Origin of the sequence: Luteimicrobium subarcticum (assembly GCF_002798015.1) — a bacterium.
GTDB lineage: Bacteria > Actinomycetota > Actinomycetes > Actinomycetales > Cellulomonadaceae > Luteimicrobium > Luteimicrobium subarcticum.
Genome location: NZ_PGTZ01000007.1, coordinates 563,051 through 587,783 on the forward strand (window position 1 = coordinate 563,051; position 24,733 = coordinate 587,783).

Genomic DNA, 24,733 nt, shown 5'->3' on the forward strand with positions numbered 1-24,733 from the left:
GCCGGTCCGTCGTGCGGACCTGGTGTCAGACGCGCGTCGGATGCGGGCCGGCCGGGCCGTGGCCCGCGCTGACGGTCCCGTCCGGGCCGCGGTCCTGCGCGAGCAGGTCGCGGATGTCCGTGAGCAGCCGGATGTCCTCGGCGGGTGCGGGCGGCTCCGCGACCTTCCCGCGGGCGCGACGTTCGGCCAGCTTGTTCATCGGCAGGACGATGAAGAAGTAGAGCGCGATCGCCACGGTGAGGAACTGCACCAGAGCGGTGATGACGCCGCCGAGGTTGAGGACCGCGTCGACGGACTGCGGCGTGCCGTCGGCTCCGGTCGTCGTGCCGACGTCGTGGCGCAACGTGATGTGCCACAGGTCGTTGAAGTCGGGCTTGCCGAAGACGGCCCCGATGATCGGGTTGATGAGGTCGTTGACGATCGCCTGGATCACCGTGTTGAACGCGGCGCCGATGACGACGCCGACGGCGAGCTCGATGGCGTTGCCTCGCATGATGAAGTCGCGGAAGCCGTGGACGATGCTGCGCATGTCACCTCTCGGGTGGTGTGGACGCCAGCGGGCCGCAGGGAGGCCGGGCCGCGGCGTCGGACGGGCGGGCGCGCCCATCGAAGCACGCTCGGGGCACCTCACGGAACCAGGGCCGCGGTGAGACGGCTCCCGTCGGGCAGCCCGGCCAGGGCCTCGGCCTCCTCCGGTCGGAGCGCCACGACGGCGGGGGTGCCGCTGTCGTCGGCGTCGGCGCCGCTCGCGGCGCTGCCGCCTGCGCCTGCGTGACCTGAACCCGCGAGGACGAGGGCGTCACGGGCGACGTAGGCGGCCCCCGTGACCCCGGGCGCGAGCAGGTCGACGCGGACTCCCGGCGAGACGATGCCGCGCGCGGAGGCGTCGAGCGGGACGGCGACGACGACCCTTCCCGCCGGGGCGACCGAGGTGAGCTCGCCGGCTGCGACGACGGACGGCACGACCACCGTCCCGGCGGGCAGCGCGACCCCGGTCACCCGGCCGCGGGCCGACCGTTCGGCGCGCAGCGAGACCGTGGGAGCGAGCGCGGCGGGCACGCGGGCCACGCGCAGGTCGGCCCCCGTGAGGCGGTGCCCCGCCGGGACGTCCCGCGCGGTGACGACGACGGGCACCGTCGGGAGCGGTGCGGGGCGCAGCGCGTGGACGACCACGGTGGCGGCGAGGCCGCAGCACAGCGCGACGACGAGGACGCGGCAGCGCCACAGCGCACGTCGGAACGCGAGCCGCCGGTCGTCACGGCGACGAGCGGTGTCGGGGGAGTCGTGGGGCGGGAGGTCACGGTCGAGGGGCACGACCGCACGCTAGGGCGCCGGGGGTGCGGGCCGCCGGTGCGGCAGTCTCCCGCCGCGGGCCTGTGGACCCGCGGGCCGTCGTGCGCGACCGTGCACGGCGCCGGACCACCGCGCCGGACCACCGCGCCGGGCCACCGCGGCCTGGGGGGCGGAGGAGCGCGGGTGGGACGAGCCTCAGGCCGATGCGGCCTTGCCCGCCGTCGTGCTGCTCGTGCTCGTGCCGGACGACGAGTCCTTGGACGGGCTCGACGAGCTGCTCGGCGAGGTGCTCGACGACGAGGTCGACGGGGACGACGAGGTGGTCGACGAGCTCGACGACTTCTTGCCCCCGCCGCGCGAGTCGGTGCGGTAGAAGCCCGAGCCCTTGAACACCACGCCGACGGCCGAGAAGACCTTGCGCAGGGTCCCGCCGCACTCGGGGCACGTGGTCAGGGCGTCGTCGGTGAACGACTGCTGCGCGTCGAACGCGTGGCCGCAGTCGGCGCAGCGGTAGGCGTAGGTGGGCACGGGGGTTCCTCCGGGAAAGTGCTGGCACTCGACAGCTCCGAGTGCCAATCATACGCCGGGTCGTCTCAGCCCAGCTCGTGGCACCCTGCGGGGGTCGCGACGGCGTGCACCCGCCGGTCGTGCGGCTCGAAGGGCAGCGGCCTCTCGTCGGCGTCGTAGACCTCGTCCGGGAAGACCAGCGCCACGATGCGCGCGTCCTCGCGCACGTGCTCCAGCACGCGGTCGTACCACCCGCCGCCCTGGCCGAGGCGCATGCCGGTGGTGTCGACGGCGAGCGCGGGCACGAGCACGACGTCGGCCTCGCCGATCGCGGTGGCAGGCAGCTCGGGCGTCCCGGGCTCGGGCGGGCGTCCGGGCGCCCGCACCTGGAGGTCGTCCGCCCCGTCGAACACGGCCCAGTTGCGCTGGAGGCCGGTCCCGAGCACCGGCAGCAGGACGCGGACGCCGCGGGCGCCGAGCCGCTCGAGCAGCGGGAGGGTGCCGGGTTCCGTGGGGCGCGCCGCGTAGGTGGCCACGCAGGCCGCGCCACGGATCTCGGGAAGCGACTCGACGACGTCGGCGAGCCGGTCGGCGGCCTCGCGCCGCAGCCGTTCCGACCGCGCCCCCCGGACGCCGCGGATCATGCGGCGGAGCGTCTCCTTGGCGTCGACCGGGTCCATCCCGACCGACGGGAGATAGGGCTGTGCGGTGCCGCTCATGGCGTCATTCTTGCAAACATCCGGTGGTGATCGTGGCAACGCGTCGCCATGCGGGCGTCTGGTCCGGTGGCTGTTTCAGGACGTCGCCCCTGGCCAGTAGGGTTCTGCGCATGACCCTCGACGTCGACCTCGCAACGGTCGCCGGTCCGACACCGAGGTCGTTGCCTTGAGCAGCCGCTCGGAGCGAGCCCGGACGGCGCGCGCGCGCAAGGTCTGGCCCGTGACGCTCCGCGGCCACGGCCCCGGCGGGCTCGTCGTGCTCCGCCCCCTGCGCCGGTCCGACGCCGACGCCTGGATGGCGCTCCGCCTGGAGAACTCCGACTGGCTCGGCCCCTGGGAGGCGACCGCGCCCGACGGCCCCCACGGCACCTCGCCCTCGTTCGGCGCCTACGTCCGACTGCTCGCCGCGCGGGCACGCGAGGGCAGCGTGCTGCCGTTCGCCATCGAGGTCGACGGCGCGCTCGTCGGGCAGCTCACCGTCTCGTCCATCACCTACGGGTCGCTCTGCTCGGCCGCCATCGGATACTGGGTGGCCGAGAGCGCGGCCGGGCGCGGGATCATGCCGACCGCGGTCGCCCTCGCGACGGACCACTGCTTCGAGACGCGCGGGCTGCACCGTGTCGAGGTGAACATCCGCCCCGAGAACCGGCCGAGCCTGCGCGTCGTCGAGAAGCTCGGCCTGCGTGACGAAGGGCTGCGTCGCCGCTATCTGCACATCAACGGCGCGTGGCGCGACCACCGGACCTTCGCGATCACGTCCGACGAGGTGCCCGGCGGGCTGTTCGCGCGCTGGCAGGCGACCTGGAGCGACTGACACCGTCCGCCCCCTGCCAGGAACGCAAGTCTCACGACACGCCGAGGCGCGTCGCGACGTGCAGCGCGTGCTGCACCTAACGTCGTCCCGTGGAGACGTCTTGGGCCGGTCCGGCAGCCGTGGTGCTGTTCGTGGGCTGGCTCGCGTACTTCGTGCCCGCGCGCCTCGCGTCCCGCCAGCAGGTGGTCGACGCGCGCGGTGACGACCGCTTCTCCGGTGCGCTCCGGGTGCTGGCCGTCGCGGCCGACGGGTCGGGTGGCGCCGCGGGCTCGTCCGGGTCCCGCACGCACCAGGTGTCCCGCCACTCCTCGCACACGCCCGCGCACGGTGTCCCGCTGCTGCGGTCGTCCGGTGCGGCGCGACCGGGCGGACCGGCGACGGGTTCGCTCCCGCAGATCGCCGCGTCCGACCCCGCGGACGGCTCCCCGCGGCCGACCGTCGGCGACGCGGCGCGCGGCCGCGCACGACGTGTCGCCGCTCGACGCCGCGCGCTGCTCGCGCTGGTGCTCCTCGTCGCGTGCCTCGTCGTCGTCGTGGGTGCGGCGTTCGGTGCGCTGCCCTGGCCCGTGCTGCTCGTGCCTGGTGTCCTGCTGGGCGGGGTCGTCGCGCTCGGACGTCGGACCGTCGTCGTCCAGCGTCGTGCCGACGCCGCCCGCATGGAGGCTGCGCACCGTCGTGCCGTCGCGACCCGGCGAGCCGCGCTCGGTGGGCCGGTCGCACCGCGCAACGCCGCACGTCCGCGGGTCACCGGCCACGCCGTGGCGTCGTCGTCCACGGCGACGCAGATGATCCCGGTCGTGCCCGCGCCGGGCGAGGCGCGTGCGGACGCGCGTCCGGCGACGGGTGCGGTCCGCGCGGTGCACCGTGAGGCGCGTCCGGCGACGGGTGCCGTTCCGGCCGTGCGCGCCGAGGGTCCGACGCCGGTGGTGCCGGTGCGCGAGGGCGACGAGGGCGCCGCGCCGGGGGTCGTCGTGCCTGCCGCGCCCCTGGTCGCCCGCCGGACGTCGGACGTCGCCGTGCCGGTCGCGGTGCCGCCGGTGCCCGAGCCCGTGCGCGACGTGCCGCCGTCCGGGACGCCGTGGGTGCCGGTGCCCGTGCCGCCCCCGACGTACACGCTCAAGCCGACGGCGGGGCGTCCGGCGCCCGAGCCCGCCGGAGTGCTTCCCGAGCCGTTGCCCGACCCCGTCCCCGCCGAGGAGCTCGCCGGGCTCGAGGCGCCGGGCACCGTCGCAGGGAGCGACGGGACGCTCGTCGTCGGCGGCGCCGCCCGTGCAGCCACGTCGGACGACGCCGTGGCTGCCGGCCCATCGGCCGACGCTCCCGCGGACCCGCCCGCGGACACGTTGGGCCTGTCGCTCGGTGCGATCCTCGCGCGTCGCCGCGCGGTCGGGGAGTAGTCCTCCAGCACGGTCGCCCGGTGCGGTCGCCCGGTACGTGTCAGGCGGCCGTCAGCCGGAACGTCGTGCGGTAGTCCGCGGGCGCGACGCCGACGGCGCGGCGGAAGTGGTGCCGCAGCAGCGCCGCGGTGCTGAACCCGCAGGTCCGGGCGAGCGACTCGAGGTCGACGTCGGTCTGCTCGAGCAGGTGCCGCGCCCGCAGCACGCGCTGGGTCGTCAGCCACTGCACGGGTGTGGTGCCGGTCTCGGCGACGAACCGGCGGGCGAACGTCCGGGGTGAGAGCACGGCGTGCCGGGCGAGCGACGTGACGGTGTGCGGCTCGTCGAGCCGGTCGACGGCCCACTCGAGCGTGGCGCGCAGCGAGTCGTCCGTGCAGGACGGCACGGGCTGCACGACGAACTGGCGCTGGCCGCCGTCGCGCTGCGGCGGGACGACCATGCGACGCGCGATGGTGTTGGTGATCTCGCTGCCGAGCTCGCGTCGCACCACGTGGAGGCACGCGTCGATCCCGGCGGCCGTGCCGGCGCTCGTGACCACGGTGCCGTCGTCCACGAAGAGGACGGTCGGGTCGACGTCGATCGCCGGGTACTCGCGGGCGAGCTGGTCGGCGTGCATCCAGTGCGTGGTCGCACGGCGGCCGTCGAGAATGCCGGCCTCGGCGAGCACGAAGGCGCCCGAGCACACGCTGAGGACGGTCGCGCCGCGGTCCTGCGCCGCACGGATCGTGTCGAGCACGCGGGCGTCGTGGCCGCGCTGGATCACGGTCGCGGGGACGGCCAGCAGGTCGACGTCCGCGAGGGCGTCGAGGTCGTGCGGGGGGCTCAGTGTGAGGCCGTGGCGGCTGCCGACCGGTGCTGCGTCCGGGGACGCGACGCGGAAGTCGAACGGCTCGATGCCCTCGTCGGAGCGGTCGATGCCGAACACCTCGCACACGACGCCGAACTCGAACATGGCGAGGCCGTCGAGGGCCAGGACACCCACGGAACGCAGCATGCCGCCACCGTACGGCGTGTGGCAGGATCTTGTCGAGAGGTGTCATCACTGCCACTCGTCGCGGGTCGTGCACCGGGCCAGTGTGGAGACATGGAACGGATGACGGCAGTGACGGTGATGGTGCTGGTCCTCGCGCCCGTGGCGGTCCTCGCACTCCGGGGGACCCGCTGGGACGTGACCGACGCTGAGCTGCGCGAGGCCGCGCGGCACTCGCACGTGGCCCGGGCCACGAGACGGTCGCGGTGGACGCGTGGCGCATGGGGCGACGGGGCCGAGCTCGACCCCCAGGGAGCCCAGATGCGAGAGCTCGCGGCGATCGACGCGGCGCGGTCCGCGGACGGTGCTGCGGTGGGGCGTGGCGCCCGGAACCCCGTGGTGCGACCTGCCGAGGTGGTGACCCCGCGGCTGCCGGCGGCGGGAGCCCGGCGTGGGGCGCCGGGGGAGCGGGCCGTGTCGTCGGCACCCTTCGCAGGGTGCTAATGTTGGTCTCGCTCTTGGGGCTATGGCGCAGTTGGTAGCGCGTCTCGTTCGCAATGAGAAGGTCCGGGGTTCGAATCCCCGTAGCTCCACCCGAGAGCGAAGGCCGCCGGTCACCGACCGGCGGCCTTCGTCGTTCCCTGGGCTGGCCGTCCAGCGGTCCGCCCGTCCTCCGTCGAGCCGCACCCGGGCGTGCGCACGGCGTTCGTGACGCCGAGCACCACAGCCTCCCGCGGCGGAGTCGCTGGGTGCCGACGCCCCACCGCAAATCCCCGGCTCGCCGCGGGCCGGTCCGCGGGACGGACGCCACGCGGGGGAGCTCTGGTGCTCGGCGTCACGAAGACCGCCCGTCGGCAGACGCCGCGGTGCGAGACTCGGGTGTGGACACCTACGAGTACCCCGTCGAGGTGGTGCACCTGCTGGTGTCGCCCGAGCACGCGTACTTCGGACGCCCGCGCGACGGCGCCGCGGACGTCCCCACGGACGACGTCGACGCGGTCGAGGTCGTCGCCGGCAAGGGCATCGTGGGGGACCGGTTCTTCGGCAAGGCCGCGCACATGGACGCCGCGGTCACCCTGTTCGCGGTCGAGGCCCTCGAGGAGATCGCCGCCGAGCTCGGCACCGGCCCGCTGGACCCGCTCCTGACGCGCCGCAACGTGTTCCTGCGCGGCGCCGAGCTCATGCCGCTCCTGGGCCACGAGCTCACGATCCGTTCCGGCGCCACCGACGGCGTCCGGCTCCGCGCTGGTCGGCACGCGGCGCCGTGCGCGTGGATGGACCGCGTGCTCGCGCCGGGTGTCCACGCCGCGATGCGGGGCCGCGGCGGCCTGCGGTGCATGCCTGTCTCGGACGGCGTGCTGCACCGCGGGCCCGCGATCCTCTCGAGCCCCGTCCCGCTCGACACCGCACGGGCGGGCCGGGCGGTGCGCCGGCCGCCGCTGCCGTGACGCGGGCCGACCTGCCGGCCCGGCTCCGGCCCGGCACCCGGACGCTCGCAACGATTCGACGCCGGACCTCCGGGGCGGATTGACCGTCGCGCGCGACGGGTGACATGCTGCCCGCGAGGCCCGGGAGCGACGCTGTCCCCGGGCCTTCGTCCACATCCGGAACCGTCCTGCGGGCGGGTCGGGTACGCGGACGGAAGCCTTGACGGACGGCCGCCAGACCGCCTGTCGGACCGCCTGTCAGACCGATCCGGTCCCGCTGCCCGGGACCCTCCCGTGGAGGAAGCATGCTGCCGCTCGTCCCCCTGCCGCTCGACGTCGTCGCCGGCGACGGACGCCTCACGCTCGACGCAGCCGTCGTCGTCGGTGACCACGCCGCCACCGTCGCCCGCGTGCTCGGCCTGCCCGTCGGGGCGGCGGCCGAGGGCACTGCGAGCGGGTCGGCGACCGTCGTCCGTACGGCGCTCGACGCGTCGGCCGGTCCGGCCGGCTCCACCTCGGCCGAGCGGCACTCCGTCGAGGTCGCGGCGGACGGGGTCGTGCTGCGCGGTGCGACCGAGGAGGCGCTGTTCCGCGCGGCGACGACGCTCGCTCAGGTCGTCGAGGTGGGCGCGGACGGCATCCCGTCCGTCCCCGTCGTGACGGTGCACGACGCCCCGCGGTACGGCTGGCGCGGCCTGACGGTCGACGTCGCCCGCCACTTCTTCGAGCCGGACGTGCTGGTCCGCGTGGTCGACCTCATGGCGCGCTACAAGCTGTCGGTGCTGCACCTGCACCTCACGGACGACCAGGGCTGGCGTCTCGAGCTCCCGTCGCGCCCCCTGCTCACCGAGCGGTCCGGCAAGGGCGAGGTGGGTGACGGCCCGGGTGGGTTCTACACGGCGGACGAGTTCGGCCGCCTCCAGGAGTACGCGGCCGAGCGGTTCGTGCGGGTCGTCCCCGAGCTCGACATGCCGGGCCACACCAACGCGGCGACGCACGCCTACGGCGAGCTCGTGCCCGGTGGCGAGCCGACCGACCGGTACGCGGGCATCGAGGTCGGCTTCTCGAAGCTCACGCTCGACGTGCCGGGCACGGAGCCCTTCCTGCGCGACATCTTCGGCGACGTCGCACGGCTCACGCTCGGCGAGTACGTCCACATCGGGGGCGACGAGGTCCTCACCATGGGCGCGGACGAGTACCGGCGGATCGTGCACCTCGTGCACGAGATCGTGACGTCGCACGGCAAGAAGGTCGTCGGCTGGCAGGAGATCGCCCAGGCCGAGCCCCCCGCCGGGACGGTCCTGCAGTACTGGGACACGCGCGCGGACCTCGACGACGTCCGCCGGGCGTCGGCCGCGGGGTCGCGCGTGCTCATGTCGCCGGCGACGAACGTCTACCTCGACATGCGGTACGACGCCGACGACACGACCGGCCAGACGTGGGGCGACTCGATGCCTCCGGTCGAGCTGCGCGACTCCTACGAGTGGGACCCGGAGACGTCGCTCGGCGGCCTGCCCGCGGGAACGGTCGAGGGTGTCGAGGCGGCGCTGTGGACCGAGTACGTCGACGGTGCGGACCAGCTGTTCTTCCGTCTGCTGCCCCGCCTGGCGGCGTCCGCGGAGGTCGCGTGGACCGCGCAGGAGCAGCGCGAGTGGGACGGCTTCCGGGTGCGGGTGGCGGGCGAGTCGACGGCCTGGCGCGCGCGCGGGCTGGCGTTCCACGCGAGCCCGCAGGTCGACTGGGCCTGACGCGTCAGATCCAGCTCGGCAGCCACATGTGCGCGTGCCAGTAGTCGTACGAGATCGGCATGGCCGACCAGATCGGGTAGAAGAACGCGGCGACGCCCACGACGGCGGCGACGAACACCGCGATCCCGATCTTGACGCGTCTCGACGCGACCCGGTCGCCCGCGGTCTCCTCGACCAGGAGGGCGATGACGTACGCGACGGCCATCATGACCCAGGGGGTGAACACGATCGAGTAGAACGTGAAGATCGTCCGGTGCATGTACGCGAACCAGGGCAGCCAGCCCGCGACGATGCCCGCGAGCACCGCCGTGGCCCGCCAGTCGCGCGCGATGAACAGCCACACGAGGGCGATCGCGGCGGCGAGCGCACCCGCCCACCACAGCAGCGGGTTGCCGAGCGACGTGATCGCCTCGGAGCACGACGACGCGCTGCAGCCGCCCGTGCCGCCCGGGACCGTCTGGTAGTAGAACGACGTGGGCCGCCACTGCAGCATCCAGCCGACAGGGTTCGCCTGGTAGGGGTGCGGCGCGTCGAGACCGTTGTGGAACTGCCACATCTGCGTGTGGTACTGCCAGAAGGAGCGCAGGCTGTCCGGCAGCCAGGACACGCCCTGGCCGGGGTTCTGCTCGGCCCACTGGCGCATGTACGAGTGGGGGTTGCGGAACCAGCCCCACCACGTGGCCAGGTAGGCGACCAGCGCGGTCGGGAGCATGATCAGCGCCGCGGGGATCCCGTCGACGAGGATCGCGTCCTCCCACCACCGCTTCACGCCGATCGAGCGGCGCGCGGTCGCGTCCCATGCCACCGACAGGAGGCCGAACACCGCGATGAAGTAGATGCCCGACCACTTGGTGCCGCACATCAGGCCGAGCGACACCGCCGCGAAGAAGCGGTACCACCGCCACCCGAGCCGTGGTCCGTACTTCCCGATCTCGCCGCCGGCGTCGATGATCGCCGCAGCTCTGGCCGCGAGCCGTCGGCGTGCCTGCTCGCGGTCGAGCACGATGAAGCAGAACGCGACGAGCCCCCAGAACATCACGAAGTTGTCGAGGAGCGACGTGCGCGAGTGCGCGATGGCCTCGCCGTCGACCGCCATGAAGAGGCCCGCCAGGACGCCGATCGCGGTCGACCCGAACAGGCGCCGCGAGACCCGGATCACCAGGTACACCGCGATGATGCCGACGACCGCGGTGCTGATGCGCCACGCCCAGATGTTCTCCGCGCCGCCCAGCCGCATGCCCAGCGCGATCATCCACTTGCCGAGCGGCGGATGGACGACGTAGTCCGGCTCCTGGAGGTAGGTGTCCATGTTCCCGGAGATGAAGCCGGGGTCGGGGTTGTCGGGCCAGCGCGCCTCGAAGCCGGACCGTAGCAGCGAGTACGCGTACTTGACGTAGTACGTCTCGTCGAAGATCAGGGCACGCGGCTGGCCGAGGTGCCACAGGCGCAGGGCGGCGGCGAGCAGCGTGACCACCGCCGTGCCGATCCAGCCCCACATGCGCGCCCGCGGGGCGGTGTCGAGACCGAGGCGTCGGGCGCCGAACAGCTTGAGGAGCAGGACGTCCTCGGTGGAGCGCTTCTCCGCGTCGTCGGCGGCGGGGTCGCCCCGGTCGTCCGGCTCACCAGGCGTCGCACCGTCTCCCGGCCCGTCGCTGCCGTCCCCGGCCCCGTCGCCCGGCCCGTCGCTGCCGTCGCCGGACGCGTCGCCCGGCCCGTCGCCGCCGTCAGCCGGCGCGTCGTCACCGGCGTCGCGCTCCGGCACCGCGGGGCGCGTGGTCTCGGCGGGCGCGCTCGGCGCGCCCTCGGCAGGGGTGGGCGCGGACGGCTCGGCAGGAGCGACTGCCGGCTCGTCGTCCTCGACGCGGGTAGCGGACACGCCCGACATGGTACGGCGTGCGACAGTGAGCACCATGTCCCGACCGCACTCCGACACGCCGTCCGTCTCGCCCGAAACGTCCGACACGTCGGCGACCGCCCCGAGCGACGGCCCGGCGAGCGACCGCCCGGCCCAGCCGGTCAGCACCCCGGAGCGCGGTTCGCTCGTCCTCGCCGCCACGCCCATCGGCAACACCGAGGACGCGTCCCCGCGGCTGCGACGCCTGCTCGCGGACGCCGACGTCGTCGCCGCCGAGGACACCCGACGGCTCCTCGGGCTCGCGCAGCGCCTCGGTCTGCGCGTCGGCGGACGGATCGTCAGCTATCACGAGCACAACGAGGCCGACCGCGCGGACGACCTGCTCGACGTCGTCGAGGGCGGCGGGACCGTGCTGGTCGTGACCGACGCGGGCATGCCGTCCGTCTCGGACCCCGGGTACCGCGTCGTCGTGCGGGCGGTCGAGCGCGGCCTGCGCGTCACCACTGCGCCCGGCCCGAGCGCGGTCCTCGCCGCCCTCGCGGTGTCCGGCATCCCGACCGACCGCTTCGCGTTCGAGGGCTTCCTGCCGCGCAAGGCGGGGGACCGGGCCCGGGCGCTCGCCGAGGTCACGGCCGACCGGCGCACGCTCGTGTACTTCGAGGCGCCGCACCGCATCGCCGACGTCCTGGCCGCCATGGCCGACGCGTTCGGCGCCGACCGGCAGGCCGCCGTGTGCCGCGAGCTCACCAAGACCTACGAGGAGGTGCTGCGCGGACCGCTCGCCGAGCTCGCCGAGCGCGCCGCGGCCGAGCCGCTGCGCGGCGAGATCTGCGTGGTCGTGGCCGGGGCGCCGCGGGGCGGTGGCGCGACCGTGGACGACCTCGTGCCCGAGGTGCTGGACCGGGTCGCGGGCGGCGAGCGCCTCAAGGACGCCGTCGGCGCAGTCGTCGACGCGGCGCAAGCACGCGGCAGCACCGTCCCCAAGCGCGACCTCTACGCTGCGGCGCTCGCGGCGCGCGGGAAGGCCTGAGCGGGCCGGATCAGTCGTCGGACCGGACCAGGGCGACGCCGTGCGCGGCGAGCTCGGAACGTGCCGCCGCGCCGAGCTCCGCCGAGACGGGGGCAGTGAGATCGGTCAGGACGCGCGTCGCGAGGCCGAGGCGCTGCGCGTCGAGTGCGGTCGCGCGCACGCAGTGCGACTCGGCGAGGCCCACCACGTCGACCGCGTCCACCCCCGCCTCCTGCAGGAGGTCCGCGAGCGGGTGGCCCGCGTCGTCCGTGCCCTCGAAGCCTGAGTACGCGGCCGCGTGCTGCCCCTTCCGGACGCTCACGTCCGGGGCGAGGTCCGCGAGCGCCGGGTGCAGGTCGGCGTTCGGGGTGCCGGCGAGCCCGTGGGGCGGCCAGGAGTCGACGAAGTCCGGGTGGTCGGAGAAGTGGTCGCCGGGGTCGACGTGCCAGTCCTGCGTGGTGGCGACCAGCGCGTACCGGTCGCGGTGGGCGGCGGCGTACGCGGCGACCGCGTCGGCGACCGCGTTCCCGCCGGCCACGGGCAGCTCGCCGCCCTCGCAGAAGGTCGGCTGGACGTCCACGACGATCAGGGCCCGGGTCATGCTGCGAGCCTACGTCGCGCCGTCCGTCCGCAGGGCGCACCGGGCGCCGCGCTCGTAGGCTGGCGGGACCGTGGCGACGTTGCCGCGGCGGGCCACCGGGGAGGTCGTCATGCAGGACGCCGTGGAACGAACCGACGTGAGCAGCGCACCGCCTGTCGCCTCCGCCGTCGCTGCGGCCCGGCTCGCGCGGACGGTGCACCGGGTCGACACGCTGCTCGACGACCGGTTCCGGATGGTGACGCACGGCGGGCTCACCCGGCGGCACTGGCAGCTCCTGACCGTCCTGGTCGACGGGGTGAGCGACGCCGAGACCACCACGGGTGTGCTGCGCGGGTACGAGCCTGAGCTGGCCGACCTGGTGCGGCGCGGCTGGGTCGTGGAGGACGCCGGGCTGCGCGTGACCGTCGAGGGGTCGGCGCGCTACCAGGAGGCGATCGACGAGGTCGTCGCGTCACGGGAGGCGGCGGTCGACGGGATCGGCGCCGACGAGCTCGCGGTCGCCGTGGACGTCCTGCGAAGGATCGCGGCCAACCTCGAGAAGTAGCCCGCGGGCGCCGCTACGCTGCGAGGATGCCTCGCGAGATGGAGTTCCGGCGCATCCCCGGACTGCCCCCGTACGTGTTCACGATCATCGACGCGCTGAAGATCGAGGCAGGCCGCGCAGGGCGCGACGTCGTGGACCTCGGCTTCGGCAACCCGGACCTGCCCAGCCCGGAGATCGCCGTCGAGAAGCTCGCCGAGGCGGCGCACAACTCCCGCAACCACCGGTACTCGGCGTCCCGCGGCATCCCCAAGCTCCGGGAGGCCGTCGCGGGCCTGTACGCCCGGCGGTTCGGCGTGACCCTCGACCCCGAGACCGAGATCATCTCGACGATCGGCGCGAAGGAGGGGTTCAGCCACCTCATGTGGGTGCTGCTCCAGCCGGGCGACGCCGCGATCGTCCCGACGCCCTCGTACCCGATCCACATCTGGGGCCCGTACTTCGCGGGCGCGGACGCACGACAGGTCGACATCGGCGACGGCACCGACGCCGCCGGGTACATCGACCGCGTCATGGAGGCGTGGGAGTACGGCTGGCCCAAGCCGCGCGTCGTCGTCCTGTCGTTCCCGCACAACCCCACGACGACGATCGCGACCAAGGACGACCTGCAGCGGCTCGTCGACTGGGCGCGCGAGCGCGACGTCGTCCTGGTGCACGACCTCGCGTACGCCGACATGACGTTCGACGGGTTCCGTCCGCCGTCGATCATGGAGTGCGAGGGGGCCAAGGAGGTCGCCGTCGAGCTGTACTCGATGACGAAGTCGTACTCGATGGCCGGCTGGCGGGTCGCGTTCCTCGTGGGGCGCCCCGACGTCGTGGGCGCGCTCGCCAAGCTCAAGTCGTACCTCGACTACGGGACGTTCCAGCCGATCCAGATCGCCGCGACCGTCACCCTCAACGAGGCCGTGGACTTCCCGGTCGAGGTGTCGTCCGTCTACGAGTCGCGCCGCGACGCCCTGTACGACGGGCTGCAGCGCATCGGGTGGGACATCCACAAGCCCGCCGGGACCATGTTCGCGTGGGCGCGCATCCCCGAGCCGTACCGCGACATGGGATCGATCGAGTTCGCGACGCACGTCGTCGAGCGCTGCGACGTCGCCGTGTCGCCCGGGGTGGGGTTCGGGCCCGGGGGCGACGGGTTCGTGCGGTTCGCGCTCATCGAGAACGAGCAGCGCATCGCGCAGGCCGTCCGCGGGCTCAAGCGCGGGCTCGAGCGGCTCTAGGACCTGCGGGCGCCCGGGCGCGGTCGGGTCGCGGGTCAGCCACGACCATGCCGGGTCAGCCACGACCTGCGCCGATCAGCGACGACCGGCGGGAGCCCGCTGGTCGTCGGTGCCCGACAGCGAGGGGTGGCGGTATCGGCCCGCAACACTCCCGCGACGCAGCGTGTCGCGCCGCCGGCGAGCCCGGGACACACCGGCCGCTGCCGGCCCGCGGGTCGTGGCTGACCCGGCATGGTCGTGGCTGACCGTGAGCCGGTCGTGGCTGACTACCGCGGGTCGTGGCTGACGGGAAGCCGCGGCGCAGAGCCCGACGTTCCGCCGCGTGGCCGTCCACAGGACCGGCGAGTTGTCGCGGTCGCGGGCCAGCGCGTGGCATCCCTGGACCATGACTCCGCAACCACCCGTCCCGCCCGTCCCACCCGCCCCGCCTGTCCCGAGCGTCCCCCGGTACCGGTCCGTCGGCGGAGACACAGGCAGCGTCCTGACGCGCCTGCAGCAGCACCGTGTGCTGCGGCTCGGCTCCCTCGTGTCGGACGCCTCCGGTCTCGCAGCTCTGCGCGCGCTCGTCCGGACCGGCCAGGTCGACAGGGTCGGCCACGGGACGTACGCCATGCCCGGCACCCCGGACGAGCTCGTGCTCGCCGCCCGCTTCCGCGGGCTGGTGACGTGCGCGAGCGCGGTGCGGCTCCATCGCCTCGCGACCCACGGACCACCCGACCACGAATCACCCGAGAGGGTTCACCTCGCCGTCGCGGGCGGGAGCAGCGGTGGCTCCCACCCTGCGAGGGATCGGGCACGGGTCCGTCTGTACCGCGGTGAACCGGTCGAGGTCTCGTCCGTGCACGTGCCCGGCCCGGTCGTCCCGGTCGCCGTGGCGCTCGTGACGTGCGCGGTCCGGGACTCGGCGGTGGTGTCGGTCGACAGCGCGGTGCAGCGCGGCTTCGTCACGGTCGAGGAGGTGGCAGCCCGCGTCGCCCCGCACGCGGCGGCGCGAGCGGCAGTCGTCCTCGGGCTCGTCGACGGCCGGTCGGAGTCGGTCATCGAGACCCTGGCGCGGCTCGCGCTCGTCGACGCGGGGTTCGCGGTGGTTCCACAGGTCGTCGTCCCCGGTGTGGGCCGGGTGGACCTGCTCGTGGAGGGGACCGTGGTCGTCGAGCTCGACGGCTTCGCGTACCACGGCGATCGCTCGGCGTACCGCGAGGACCGACGACGGGACCGCGAGCTCGTGGCCCGAGGGCTGACGGTCCTCCGGTTCACCTACGAGGACGTCGTGCAGGGGCCGGCCCGAGTGGTCGACGCGGTCCGCGCGGCGCTGGTCGCACGGGCCTGACGGTCAACCACGACCGTGCTCGCGTCAGCCACGACCGCAGCCCGTCAGTCACGACCGACTTCCGTCAGCCACGACCGCCGACGCGGAGCGCGAGCGGCGGCGGATGTCCCGCGTCCGGCGCTCGGCGACCCGTTCGACGGACCCGGAGCGGTCGTGGCTGACGGAAGTCGGTCGTGGTTGATCAGCGCGGGTCGTGGTTGACGGGCAGCGGTCGCGGCTGACAGCCGTCGCTCAGTGCCCGCCGGTGAACGTCTCCGGGTCTGCGGTGCCGGTGCGCCGGCCCGCGTCGAGGCCCGTGATCGCGGCCATCTCGTGCTCGCCGAGCGTGAAGTCGAGCACGTCGGCGTTCTCGGCGAGGCGGTCGCGCGACGACGCCTTCGGGATGACGACGTCGCCCCGCTGCAGGTGCCACCGGACCACCACCTGCGCCGGGGTGCGCCCGTGGCTCGCCGCGACCTGGACGACCACGGGGTCGTCGAGGACCTGCCCGCGCGCGAGCGGCGACCAGGCCTCCGTGACGATGCCGTGCCGGGCGTGGAACGACCGCAGCTCGTCCTGGACGAGGTACGGCTGCACCTCGATCTGGTTGACCGCGGGCGGCACGTCGGCCTCGGCGAGCAGCCGCTCGAGGTGGCGCACGGTGAAGTTGGAGACCCCGATCGCTTTCGCACGCCCGGAGGCGTACGCCTCCTCGAGGACCCGCCACCGGGCCACGTAGTCCGACACGGTCGGCAGCGGCCAGTGGACGAGGAACAGGTCCACGTACCCGAGGTCGAGGTCGGCGAGCGTCCTCTCGAACGCCGCCCGGGCGTCGTCGGGCTCGAGGTACGGGTTGTCGAGCTTGCTCGTCACGAACACGTCGGCCCGGTCGAGGCCGGACGCGCGCACGGCCTCGCCGACCTCGCGCTCGTTGCCGTACATCTCCGCGGTGTCGACGTGCCGGTACCCGACGTCGAGGGCGTCGCGCACGATGTCGCGCGTGCGCTCCGGCGGGATCTTGTACGTCCCTGCACCGATCTGGGGGACGGTCCCGCCCCCGCGGAGCGCGATGCGCGGCACCGGCGCGGTCGACGGCCCGGGGGCCGGGCCCTGCGCGGGGGGCGGGAGCGTCATGGTCGGTCAGCCCGTCAGTTGACGTCTTCCGGGTGGGGTCCGATGCGCCCGCCCTTGTCGAGCGCGCTCACGGCGGCCATGTCCTCGGCGGAGAGCTCGAAGTCGAACAGTGCGAAGTTCTCCTCGATGCGGGCCCGGGTCACCGACTTCGGGAACACGATGTCGCCGCGCTGCAGGTGCCAGCGGAGCACGACCTGGGCCGGCGTGCGGTCGTGCTCGGACGCGACGCGCACCAGGACCGGGTCGCCCAGCACGGTGCCCTGCCCGATCGGGGACCAGGCCTCGGTCGCGATGCCGTGCTCGCTGTCGAAGGCGCGCAGCGCGTCCTGGGCGAGGTACGGGTGCAGCTCGACCTGGTTCACGGCGGGGACCACCGTGGTCTCGGTGTGGAGCCGGCGCAGGTGGTGCTCCGTGAAGTTGGAGACCCCGATCGCGCGGGCCCGCCCCGACCGGTAGATGTCCTCGAACGCGCGCCACACCTCGACGTAGTTCCGCGTCTCGGGCATCGGCCAGTGGACGAGGAACAGGTCGAGGTAGTCGAAGCCGAGGGTGTCGAGGGAGGTCTCGAACGCCTCGAGGGTCTCCTCCGCGGTGTGCACGCCGTTGTTGAGCTTGCTGGTCACGAAGATCTCGCTGCGGTCGATCCCGGAGTCGCGGACCGCCTCGCCGACCTGCTTCTCGTTGCGGTACATCTGCGCGGTGTCGATGTGGCGGTAGCCGACCTCGAGGGCCGACAGCACGGTGTCGCGCGCGTCGTCGGGCTTGATCTGGAAGACCCCGAAGCCGAGCTGCGGGATCTCCACGCCGTTGTTCAGGGTGACGGTGGGGACATCAGTCATGCCCCCAACGTAGGCACGTCCGCGGGCCCGCCGCGTCCCCACGGGCGCGTTTGCGCCGAGAGGGAACAGGATGGGGCATGACGTCCGTCACATCCCGTCGTCGCACGGCCGCGGTGCTCCTGGGGCTCGCGGCGGTCGTGCTCCCAGCGGGGTGCGGCGGGGACGGGGACGGGGACCGCGGCGGCGACAGCACGGAGCACGCCGAGCGGGCCGCCGCGTCACCGCGGGCGACCGTCGACGTCGTCGCCACGCGCCTCGACGCCCCGTGGGGGCTCGTGACGCTACCGGACGGCCGCGTCCTGGTGACGCTGCGCGACCGCGCGGAGATGCTCCTGCTGGACCCGACGACGACGCCGGCGGCCCGGACGACGCTCACCGGTCCGGGCGCCGACGCGCTCGCATCCGGCACCGCGCACGGCGGGGAGGGGGGACTGCTCGGGGTCGCGGTGTCGCCGCGCTTCGCGACGGACCGGCGGGTGTTCCTCTACCGCACGACGGACGCGGGCAACGAGGTGGTGCGCGCCGAGCTCGACGGCACCACGCTGGGCGCGCTGACGACGGTCGTCGACGGGATCCCGGCGGCGTCGATCCACGACGGCGGGCGGCTCGCGTTCGGCCCGGACGACGACCTGTACGTCACGACGGGCGACGCGGTGGGTGGCGACGAGGCGCAGGACCTCGGCTCGCTCGGCGGCAAGATCCTGCGCGTCACCCAGGACGGCGACCCGGCACCCGGCAACCCGTTCGCGGGGTCGCGCGTGTGGTCGTGGGGGCACCGCAACGTGCAGGGGATCGGCTGGGCGGCGGACGGCACGATGTTCGCGTCCGAGTTCGGGCAGAACACGTACGACGAGCTGAACGTCGTGGTGCCGGGGGCGAACTACGGCTGGCCGGTGGTCGAGGGACGCCGCGCGGACGGCGCGGGGGACGACCCGGAGCACCCGCCCGAGGCCTACCGCGACCCGGTGGTGGTGTGGGCGACGTCGGACGCGAGCCCGAGCGGTCTGGCCGTCACGACTCGTGCCGTGTACCTGGCAGGGCTCCGCGGGGAGCGGCTGTGGCGCGTGCCGCTGACGTCGGGCGGCGTGGGCGAGCCGCAGGCCCTGCTCGCGGGGGAGCACGGCCGGCTGCGGGCGGTGCTCGAGGCGCCCGCGGACGACACGGCGCCCGCGGACGACACGGCGGGTGCGGGTGGCCGGGACGTCCTGTACGTCCTGACGAACGACACGGACGGCCGGGGTTCGCCGTCGGCGGACGACGATCGGTTGCTGCGCGTGGCCGTGGCGGACTGACGGTGCCATGCTTGCGAGCGCAGGGACCCCGGTGCGGCGGCAGGACTCGCGCGGCCCGGTGTCCGACTTCCCGCACGGATTGGAGTGGGCATGACTGAGCAGGACCGACCGCGGTTCGGGGGCGTCGACCTCGTCGCGGTGGCGTTCCCGGAGGAGCGCATCCCGGACCGGGTCAAGGAGGAGATCGCTGCGGTCGTCGCGAGCGGCACGGTGACCCTGGTGGACCTGGTCGTGGTGCGCCGTGGTAACGACGGCGCGCTCACCGTCATCGAGCTCGAGGACCTGGGCGACGAGCTGGACATCGACACGATCGAGCTCCCCGGCGGCGGCCTCACGGGCCAGGAGGACATCGACGAGATCGCGGCCGGCCTGCCCGAGGGCACGTCGGCGATCGTGCTCCTGTTCGAGAACACGTGGGCGCGCGGGTTCGTCCAGGCGGCGAACGACGCGGACGGCGTCGTCCTCGCGCACGAGCGCATCCCGGGCGAGGTCGTCAACGCGGTCCTCGACCTCGCGGAGCTGGACGACGACGAGCTCGCCGAGGTCCTCGACGGGGCCGTCGACGACTCCCCGCAGGCCTGACACCCCACTCTCGGAACGAAGGAGAACAGCATGCCTATCGGACGCATGGGACGCGTGGGTCGTCCCGGCCTCATCGGGGTCGCCGCACGGACCGCCGTGATCACGGGGACGGCGTCGGCCACGGCCGGCGCGATGGGCCGCCGTCAGCAGCGCAAGGCGGAGTCGAGCTGGGAGCAGCAGCAGTACGCGGCTCAGCAGCAGCAGGCGCAGGTCGACGCCGCGGCGCGCCAGGCGGCCGCCGAGCAGGCGGCGGCGGCTCCTGCCCCGGCTGCGGCCCCTGCGGCGGCGCCCGCGGCCGGCGGGATCAGCGACGACGCGATGGCGAAGCTCGCCCAGCTCGGCCAGCTGCACGAGCAGGGCATCCTCGACGACGCCGAGTTCGCGTCGGCCAAGGCGAAGCTGCTCGGCTGACCTGAGCCACGACGCCCCGGGTGCCCGACGACCGGTCGGGCGCCCGGGCCGGTCGCCCTAGGATGGGCGCCATGACCCACATCCTCTCGGCCGTGGCGTGGCCGTACGCCAACGGTCCGCGCCACATCGGTCACGTCGCAGGCTTCGGAGTCCCGTCGGACGTCTTCAGCCGGCACATGCGGATGGCGGGTCACGACGTGCTCATGGTGTCGGGCACGGACGAGCACGGCACGCCGATCCTCGTCCAGGCCGAGCAGGAGGGCGTGACCCCGCAGGAGCTCGCGGACCGCTACAACCGGGTCATCACGAAGGACCTGGTCGACCTGGGCCTGTCGTACGACCTGTTCACCCGGACGACGACGCGCAACCACTACGCGGTCGTGCAGGAGATGTTCCGCACCGTCCACAAGAACGGGTACATGGTCGAGAAGTCGACCATGGGCGCGATCTCGCCGTCGACGGGCCGCACCCTGCCGGACCGCTTCATCGAGGGCACGTGCCCGATCTGCGGCTACGACGGTGCGCGCGGCGACCAGTGCGACAACTGCGGCAACCAGCTCGACCCGATCGACCTCATCCATCCGAAGAGCCGCATCAACGGCGAGACGCCGAAGTTCGTCGAGTCGACGCACTTCTTCCTCGACCTGCCGGCGTTCGTGGACGCGCTCGACACGTGGCTGCGGTCGCGCCAGAACTGGCGTCCGAACGTCCTGAACTTCTCGCTGAACCTGCTCGAGGACGTGCGCCCGCGCGCCATGACGCGCGACATCGACTGGGGCATCCCGGTGCCGCTGCCGGGCTGGGAGGAGAACTCCCACAAGCGCCTGTACGTGTGGTTCGACGCCGTGATCGGCTACCTGTCGGCGTCGATCGAGTGGGCACGCCGCACGGGCGACCCGGACGCGTGGCGGGCGTGGTGGAACGACCCCGAGGCCCTGTCGTACTACTTCATGGGCAAGGACAACATCACGTTCCACTCCCAGATCTGGCCGGCCGAGCTCCTCGCCTACGAGGGCAAGGGCAGCCGGGGCGGTGCGCCGGGCGTGTACGGCGACCTGAACCTGCCCACCGAGGTGGTCTCGAGCGAGTTCCTCACGATGGAGGGCAAGCAGTTCTCGTCGTCGCGCGGCGTCGTCATCTACGTGCGCGACATGCTGGCGCGCTACCAGCCCGACGCGCTGCGCTACTTCATCTCGGTCGCGGGCCCGGAGAACCAGGACAGCGACTTCACGTGGGCGGACTTCAAGCGCCGCACCAACGACGAGCTGGTCGCCGGCTGGGGCAACCTGGTGAACCGCACGGCGAACCTCGTGCACAAGAACTTCGGGGTGATCCCGGCGCCCGTGGCCCGTGAGGCCGTGGACGACGCGATCCTCGCGCAGACGTCCGGCGCGTTCGAGACGGTCGGCAAGCTCGTCGAGACGCACCGGCAGCGCGCGGGCATCGCCGAGGCGATGCGGGTCGTGGGCGAGGTCAACAAGTACGTGTCGGAGACCGAGCCGTGGAAGCTCAAGGCCGACCCGGACCGTCTCGCGACCGTCCTGCACACCGTCACGCAGGCCGTGAGCGACTGCAACACGCTGCTCGCGCCGTACCTGCCGCACTCGGCGCAGGCCGTGCACGAGACGTTCGGGGGCGTCGGGCACTTCTCGCCGCTGCCCCGGCTCGAGGAGGTCACCGACCTCGACGACGACTCGCGCCACTACCCGATCATCACGGGCGACTACGTCCACGGCGAGACGGTGCACCCGTGGGAGTCGAGGCCGGTCGTCCCCGGCACCGAGATCGCGAAGCCGAGCCCGGTGTTCACCAAGCTCGACGACTCGATCGTCGAGGAGGAGCTCGAGCGGCTGCGCGAGCGGGCGTGAGCGTCCCCGGCGACCGGCGGTCGGCGAAGGAGCGGCGCCGGGCCGAGCGGCACACCTGGCCACCCGCCCCGGAGCCCCTGCCCTCGCCGGTCGTCGACGACCACACGCACCTGGACTCGATCCACCACGTCCTCGGGGGCGTCGCGCCCGGCGGCACCTGGGAGCCGGGCGACGGCCTCGACGCCGTGCCCGTGCCCACGGTGGGCGAGCACCTGGCCCGCGCGGCCGCCGTGGGCGTGACCCGCATGGTCACGGTCGGCTGCGACCTCGACGCGGTCGCGTTCACCGACGCGGTCGTGCGGGAGCACGACGCCCTGGTCGGCGCCGTGGCGATCCACCCGAACGAGGCGGTCCTGCACGCGGGCGTCCACGAGGTCGGTCCCGACGGGCTCGAGCCCGACCCGCAGGAGCGTCACGCCGTCTCCCTCGACGACGCGATCGCCCGCGTCGCGGACGTCGCGCGGTCGAACCCGCGCGTGCGGGCGATCGGCGAGACCGGCATGGACCTGTTCCGGACGGGGGAGCGGGGGGCCGCCGCGCAGCGCGCGTCGTTCCGGGCCCACCTCGCGCTCGCCCGCGAGCTCGACCTGCCCGTCCAGATCCACGACCGCGACGCGCACGCCGAGGTCGTCGACGTGCTGCTGCGCGACGGCGCGCCCGAGCGGACCGTGTTCCACTGCTTCTCGGGGGACGCCGGTCTCGCGCGCCTCGCCGCGCAGCACGGGTGGTACCTGTCGTTCGCGGGACCGCTCACGTTCGGGGCGAACGACGCTCTGCGGGCCGCGCTCGCGGTGACGCCGCTCGACCACGTGCTCGTCGAGACGGACGCGCCGTACCTCACCCCGCACCCGTACCGTGGCCGCCCCAACGCGCCGTACCTCCTGCCGCACACGGTGCGCGCCGTGGCGGACGTCCTGGGCCCGGTGCTTGGCCTGTCGCTCGTCGACGTGTGCGAGGCGCTGTCCCGCACCGCGGACACGGTCTACGGGTCGTGGTGAGGCGCAGACCGGCGGTTCGGGGCCTCCGCGACGAGATGTTCGCCGCCCGGGATTGACGCGGTGCGTGACCTGTCCGTTATCTTCGGACGGACGTCCCCACGTCCCGCACCGCGACGACGCACCCGGACCCCGGCAGACCGCCGACGGCCCCCGACCAGGAACGGACCACGACGTGCCCGACGAGACTCCCGCCCGCCCGGCGACGCCGACGCGGCGAGAGCGTCGGGAGGCGCAGCTCCGCTCCGCCGCGGCGAGCGACGACGCCGACCTCGCCCGGGCGCTCGCGTTCGCCGCGTCCCTGCGTGAGGAGCCCGCCGCGTCCCCCCGGGAGGCCGGTCCGGCCGCCACCGGTCCGACGCCGCCCGCGCCGCCCGCCCCCGCGCCGTCGGCCCCGCCCGCGCCGAGGCCGCCCGTGCCCGCGCCTGCCTCTCGCCCGGCCGCCGCTCCTGCTCTCGCGCCCGCGCCCGCCGCCCCGCCGGTCCCTGCGGCACCCGCCGCGCCGCCGGTCACGGCACGGATCTCGCTGCCGACCTCGCTCGTCGCGTCGTCGTCCGCCGCGGGGCACACGCCCGACGTCGACCGGTCGCGCCCGGCCGACGCGCCCGCCCTCGGGTCCGGTACGGGGACGACCCGTCCGGCGGCCCGCACGGACGCCGTCGCGCCGCGCGGCCGCGGCATCCCGGACCACAAGCGCCGCAACCTCACCCGGCCGGTCCGCTGGACCGTGCAGGGCATGGTGCTCGTGGGCGTGGTCGCGACGACCGGCGCGTTCACGGTCTACCACCGGGACATCACGCTCGACGTCGACGGCAAGGTCTCGACGGTCGACGCGTACGGCTGGACGGTCGGCGACGTCCTCTCGCAGCAGCAGGTCCCGGTCGCGTCGGGCGACCTGGTCGTGCCGGCGGTGGGCACGTCCGCACGCGACGTGCACGAGGTCGTCGTCCGCACGAGCAGGCAGGTCTCGGTCGAGATCAACGGCGAGACCCGGACGATCCGCACCACGGCGTCGACCGTCGGCGAGCTGCTGGACGCGCTCGGCGAGCGGGACGCCGTGGGCGTGTCCGCGGCCTCGCGCGACGAGCCCCTGGGTCGCGCCCCGGTGCGTCTCGTGACGTCCAAGGACGTCCACGTCATCGTCGACGGGCAGGACATCCCGATCACCACGACCGCCGCGACGGTGCAGGACGTCCTGACGGACGCCGGCGTCCGGCTCGGCGCGAAGGACACCACGTCGGCGCCGCTCGAGGCGGCGGCCGTCGACGGGCTCGTCCTGCTGGTCAACCGCGGTGCGTCGGCGTCGCGCAGCACGACCGAGGTCGTCGCGTTCAAGAGCGTCGAGACGAAGGACGCCACGCTGCCGAAGGGCCAGCGGATCGTGAAGACGGCCGGCAGGGTCGGCGAGATCCGTCGCACGTACACGGTGACGACCAAGGGCGGCGTGGAGGTGTCGCGCAAGCTCCTCAAGGAGGAGCTGGTGACCAAGCCGGTCGACGAGGTCGTGCTGGTCGGCACGATGGACCTGCCGGACCCGTCGACGACGGTCGTCGCGCCCGGGTCGGCGCGCGCGATCGGCAAGGCGCTCGCCGCGAAGCGCGGCTGGGGCGACGACCAGTTCCAGTGCCTCGACCTGCTGTGGACGCGCGAGAGCGGCTGGCGGGTCACGGCGGCGAACGCGAGCAGCGGCGCGTACGGCATCCCGCAGTCGCTGCCGGGGTCGAAGATGGCATCGGTCGGGCCGGACTGGCGGACGAACGCCGCGACGCAGATCACCTGGGGTCTCGGCTACATCGCGAACCGCTACGGCACGCCGTGCGCCGCGTGGGGCCACTCGCAGGCGACCGGCTGGTACTGATCCCTCGTCGCGCGCCGGGTGCCGGGCGGTCCGGAGCCCACCTGGACACTCGTCCCACATGGGTGCCCGCAGCGCACGCCGTGTGACGCGCTGGTGAAGATCCGGGCCCGCGACGGCCGTCAACCCGGACAGAGCGGCCGATCCCTCGCACGAGCGGTTTGGACAGTCGTCCAACGGCACCTAGCGTCGACCAAACGAACGCCGGATCGGCGGACGGAGCCATCAGGCGGCGCCACCCTTGCGCCGCCTGACGCGAGCCGGGCGAGGTGTCCCCCACATCGGGACGCCTCGCCCGCTGCTCGGCTGGGAGTGCGCACGACCGCCTTCGCCGCCCGCCGTGC

At 74.1% G+C, this 24,733-nt stretch carries 24 protein-coding genes and 1 tRNA gene; 16 read left to right on the top strand and 9 right to left on the bottom strand.

Annotated elements, in window-relative coordinates:
* Window positions 1-25: 25 nt before the first annotated feature.
* From mscL to CLV34_RS07595, 4 genes are all read right to left on the bottom strand, one after another.
* The gene (mscL, locus tag CLV34_RS07580; protein ID WP_245859086.1) at window positions 26-529 is read right to left on the bottom strand and encodes a large conductance mechanosensitive channel protein MscL; all 504 of its coding nucleotides are present in this window, start codon (window positions 527-529) and stop codon (window positions 26-28) included.
* Window positions 530-627: 98 nt separating this feature from the next.
* Window positions 628-1,314 (bottom strand): SAF domain-containing protein, encoded by a 687-nt coding sequence (locus CLV34_RS07585; RefSeq protein ID WP_100349638.1) that lies wholly within the window; start codon window positions 1,312-1,314, stop codon window positions 628-630.
* Between the two features lie 174 nt (window positions 1,315-1,488).
* The gene (locus tag CLV34_RS07590; protein ID WP_100349639.1) at window positions 1,489-1,821 is read right to left on the bottom strand and encodes an FmdB family zinc ribbon protein; all 333 of its coding nucleotides are present in this window, start codon (window positions 1,819-1,821) and stop codon (window positions 1,489-1,491) included.
* A gap of 65 nt (window positions 1,822-1,886) precedes the next feature.
* Window positions 1,887-2,519, bottom strand: a complete 633-nt coding sequence (locus CLV34_RS07595) for a 5-formyltetrahydrofolate cyclo-ligase (protein ID WP_100349640.1) — start codon at window positions 2,517-2,519, stop codon at window positions 1,887-1,889.
* Window positions 2,520-2,685: 166 nt separating this feature from the next.
* Here CLV34_RS07595 and CLV34_RS07600 point away from each other — a divergent pair, with 166 nt between their 5' ends.
* Both CLV34_RS07600 and CLV34_RS07605 read left to right on the top strand, forming a co-directional pair.
* On the top strand, window positions 2,686-3,333 hold the full coding sequence (locus CLV34_RS07600) for a GNAT family N-acetyltransferase (RefSeq protein WP_425436202.1): 648 nt from the start codon (window positions 2,686-2,688) through the stop codon (window positions 3,331-3,333).
* An 89-nt stretch (window positions 3,334-3,422) separates the two neighbouring features.
* The gene (locus CLV34_RS07605; protein WP_157803745.1) at window positions 3,423-4,730 is read left to right on the top strand and encodes a hypothetical protein; all 1,308 of its coding nucleotides are present in this window, start codon (window positions 3,423-3,425) and stop codon (window positions 4,728-4,730) included.
* 40 nt (window positions 4,731-4,770) lie between these two features.
* Here CLV34_RS07605 and CLV34_RS07610 read toward each other — a convergent pair whose 3' ends face one another.
* Complete coding sequence (locus CLV34_RS07610; protein WP_100349642.1) at window positions 4,771-5,724, bottom strand: GlxA family transcriptional regulator; 954 nt, start codon at window positions 5,722-5,724, stop codon at window positions 4,771-4,773.
* Window positions 5,725-5,814: 90 nt separating this feature from the next.
* Between CLV34_RS07610 and CLV34_RS07615 the strand changes: the two genes are divergently transcribed.
* The 4 genes from CLV34_RS07615 to CLV34_RS07630 all read left to right on the top strand — a co-directional run bounded on the left by CLV34_RS07615 (window position 5,815) and on the right by CLV34_RS07630 (window position 8,875).
* The gene (locus tag CLV34_RS07615) at window positions 5,815-6,204 is read left to right on the top strand and encodes a hypothetical protein (RefSeq protein WP_157803746.1); all 390 of its coding nucleotides are present in this window, start codon (window positions 5,815-5,817) and stop codon (window positions 6,202-6,204) included.
* Window positions 6,205-6,220: 16 nt separating this feature from the next.
* Window positions 6,221-6,293, top strand: a tRNA-Ala gene (locus CLV34_RS07620).
* A 288-nt stretch (window positions 6,294-6,581) separates the two neighbouring features.
* Window positions 6,582-7,148, top strand: a complete 567-nt coding sequence (locus CLV34_RS07625; RefSeq protein ID WP_100349644.1) for a molybdenum cofactor biosysynthesis protein — start codon at window positions 6,582-6,584, stop codon at window positions 7,146-7,148.
* Window positions 7,149-7,432: 284 nt separating this feature from the next.
* On the top strand, window positions 7,433-8,875 hold the full coding sequence (locus CLV34_RS07630; protein ID WP_100349645.1) for a family 20 glycosylhydrolase: 1,443 nt from the start codon (window positions 7,433-7,435) through the stop codon (window positions 8,873-8,875).
* A 4-nt stretch (window positions 8,876-8,879) separates the two neighbouring features.
* Here CLV34_RS07630 and CLV34_RS07635 read toward each other — a convergent pair whose 3' ends face one another.
* Window positions 8,880-10,760 (bottom strand): dolichyl-phosphate-mannose--protein mannosyltransferase, encoded by a 1,881-nt coding sequence (locus CLV34_RS07635; protein ID WP_100349909.1) that lies wholly within the window; start codon window positions 10,758-10,760, stop codon window positions 8,880-8,882.
* Window positions 10,761-10,785: 25 nt separating this feature from the next.
* On the opposite strand from CLV34_RS07635, the gene rsmI reads away from it, so the two are divergent.
* Window positions 10,786-11,760 (top strand): 16S rRNA (cytidine(1402)-2'-O)-methyltransferase, encoded by a 975-nt coding sequence (rsmI, locus tag CLV34_RS07640; protein WP_100349646.1) that lies wholly within the window; start codon window positions 10,786-10,788, stop codon window positions 11,758-11,760.
* Between the two features lie 10 nt (window positions 11,761-11,770).
* Here the strand turns inward: rsmI and CLV34_RS07645 are convergent, their stop codons facing one another.
* The gene (locus tag CLV34_RS07645) at window positions 11,771-12,340 is read right to left on the bottom strand and encodes an isochorismatase family protein (RefSeq protein WP_100349647.1); all 570 of its coding nucleotides are present in this window, start codon (window positions 12,338-12,340) and stop codon (window positions 11,771-11,773) included.
* A gap of 136 nt (window positions 12,341-12,476) precedes the next feature.
* Between CLV34_RS07645 and CLV34_RS07650 the strand changes: the two genes are divergently transcribed.
* From CLV34_RS07650 to CLV34_RS07660, 3 genes are all read left to right on the top strand, one after another.
* Entirely contained in the window at window positions 12,477-12,884 is a 408-nt protein-coding gene (locus tag CLV34_RS07650; RefSeq protein WP_157803747.1) for a hypothetical protein, read from the top strand.
* 26 nt (window positions 12,885-12,910) lie between these two features.
* Window positions 12,911-14,104 (top strand): aminotransferase class I/II-fold pyridoxal phosphate-dependent enzyme, encoded by a 1,194-nt coding sequence (locus tag CLV34_RS07655; RefSeq protein ID WP_170044613.1) that lies wholly within the window; start codon window positions 12,911-12,913, stop codon window positions 14,102-14,104.
* Window positions 14,105-14,489: 385 nt separating this feature from the next.
* Window positions 14,490-15,434: a DUF559 domain-containing protein gene (locus tag CLV34_RS07660; protein WP_100349650.1), complete on the top strand. Its 945-nt coding sequence runs from the start codon at window positions 14,490-14,492 to the stop codon at window positions 15,432-15,434.
* Between the two features lie 231 nt (window positions 15,435-15,665).
* Here the strand turns inward: CLV34_RS07660 and CLV34_RS07665 are convergent, their stop codons facing one another.
* Both CLV34_RS07665 and CLV34_RS07670 read right to left on the bottom strand, forming a co-directional pair.
* Window positions 15,666-16,547, bottom strand: a complete 882-nt coding sequence (locus tag CLV34_RS07665) for an aldo/keto reductase (RefSeq protein ID WP_100349651.1) — start codon at window positions 16,545-16,547, stop codon at window positions 15,666-15,668.
* A gap of 14 nt (window positions 16,548-16,561) precedes the next feature.
* Window positions 16,562-17,386, bottom strand: a complete 825-nt coding sequence (locus CLV34_RS07670) for an aldo/keto reductase (protein ID WP_100349652.1) — start codon at window positions 17,384-17,386, stop codon at window positions 16,562-16,564.
* 77 nt (window positions 17,387-17,463) lie between these two features.
* Between CLV34_RS07670 and CLV34_RS07675 the strand changes: the two genes are divergently transcribed.
* From CLV34_RS07675 to CLV34_RS07705, 6 genes are all read left to right on the top strand, one after another.
* A complete protein-coding gene (locus CLV34_RS07675) occupies window positions 17,464-18,678 on the top strand; it encodes a PQQ-dependent sugar dehydrogenase (RefSeq protein ID WP_100349653.1) in 1,215 nt (404 codons plus the stop codon).
* Window positions 18,679-18,768: 90 nt separating this feature from the next.
* Window positions 18,769-19,260: a DUF6325 family protein gene (locus CLV34_RS07680; RefSeq protein WP_100349654.1), complete on the top strand. Its 492-nt coding sequence runs from the start codon at window positions 18,769-18,771 to the stop codon at window positions 19,258-19,260.
* A gap of 30 nt (window positions 19,261-19,290) precedes the next feature.
* Entirely contained in the window at window positions 19,291-19,671 is a 381-nt protein-coding gene (locus CLV34_RS07685; RefSeq protein WP_170044614.1) for an SHOCT domain-containing protein, read from the top strand.
* 71 nt (window positions 19,672-19,742) lie between these two features.
* A complete protein-coding gene (gene metG / locus CLV34_RS07690; RefSeq protein WP_100349655.1) occupies window positions 19,743-21,539 on the top strand; it encodes a methionine--tRNA ligase in 1,797 nt (598 codons plus the stop codon).
* The gene (locus CLV34_RS07695) at window positions 21,536-22,537 is read left to right on the top strand and encodes a TatD family hydrolase (protein ID WP_100349656.1); all 1,002 of its coding nucleotides are present in this window, start codon (window positions 21,536-21,538) and stop codon (window positions 22,535-22,537) included. The genes metG and CLV34_RS07695 overlap by 4 nt, the downstream gene beginning before the upstream one ends.
* A gap of 172 nt (window positions 22,538-22,709) precedes the next feature.
* Complete coding sequence (locus CLV34_RS07705) at window positions 22,710-24,392, top strand: resuscitation-promoting factor (protein ID WP_245859089.1); 1,683 nt, start codon at window positions 22,710-22,712, stop codon at window positions 24,390-24,392.
* The last annotated feature ends 341 nt before the right edge of the window (window positions 24,393-24,733 follow it).

What these genes read in the sequence shown, in the direction of transcription:
- CLV34_RS07665 (WP_100349651.1), bottom strand. Translation starts at nt 16,547, where the DNA reads ATGACGCTCCCGCCCCCCGCGCAGGGCCCGGCCCCCGGGCCGTCGACC.
- CLV34_RS07630 (WP_100349645.1), top strand. Translation starts at nt 7,433, where the DNA reads ATGCTGCCGCTCGTCCCCCTGCCGCTCGACGTCGTCGCCGGCGACGGA.
- rsmI (WP_100349646.1), top strand. Translation starts at nt 10,786, where the DNA reads ATGTCCCGACCGCACTCCGACACGCCGTCCGTCTCGCCCGAAACGTCC.
- metG (WP_100349655.1), top strand. Translation starts at nt 19,743, where the DNA reads ATGACCCACATCCTCTCGGCCGTGGCGTGGCCGTACGCCAACGGTCCG.
- CLV34_RS07610 (WP_100349642.1), bottom strand. Translation starts at nt 5,724, where the DNA reads ATGCTGCGTTCCGTGGGTGTCCTGGCCCTCGACGGCCTCGCCATGTTC.
- CLV34_RS07655 (WP_170044613.1), top strand. Translation starts at nt 12,911, where the DNA reads ATGCCTCGCGAGATGGAGTTCCGGCGCATCCCCGGACTGCCCCCGTAC.
- CLV34_RS07670 (WP_100349652.1), bottom strand. Translation starts at nt 17,386, where the DNA reads ATGACTGATGTCCCCACCGTCACCCTGAACAACGGCGTGGAGATCCCG.
- mscL (WP_245859086.1), bottom strand. Translation starts at nt 529, where the DNA reads ATGCGCAGCATCGTCCACGGCTTCCGCGACTTCATCATGCGAGGCAAC.
- CLV34_RS07615 (WP_157803746.1), top strand. Translation starts at nt 5,815, where the DNA reads ATGGAACGGATGACGGCAGTGACGGTGATGGTGCTGGTCCTCGCGCCC.
- CLV34_RS07660 (WP_100349650.1), top strand. Translation starts at nt 14,490, where the DNA reads ATGACTCCGCAACCACCCGTCCCGCCCGTCCCACCCGCCCCGCCTGTC.
- CLV34_RS07595 (WP_100349640.1), bottom strand. Translation starts at nt 2,519, where the DNA reads ATGAGCGGCACCGCACAGCCCTATCTCCCGTCGGTCGGGATGGACCCG.
- CLV34_RS07680 (WP_100349654.1), top strand. Translation starts at nt 18,769, where the DNA reads ATGACTGAGCAGGACCGACCGCGGTTCGGGGGCGTCGACCTCGTCGCG.
- CLV34_RS07685 (WP_170044614.1), top strand. Translation starts at nt 19,291, where the DNA reads ATGCCTATCGGACGCATGGGACGCGTGGGTCGTCCCGGCCTCATCGGG.
- CLV34_RS07675 (WP_100349653.1), top strand. Translation starts at nt 17,464, where the DNA reads ATGACGTCCGTCACATCCCGTCGTCGCACGGCCGCGGTGCTCCTGGGG.
- CLV34_RS07635 (WP_100349909.1), bottom strand. Translation starts at nt 10,760, where the DNA reads ATGTCGGGCGTGTCCGCTACCCGCGTCGAGGACGACGAGCCGGCAGTC.
- CLV34_RS07645 (WP_100349647.1), bottom strand. Translation starts at nt 12,340, where the DNA reads ATGACCCGGGCCCTGATCGTCGTGGACGTCCAGCCGACCTTCTGCGAG.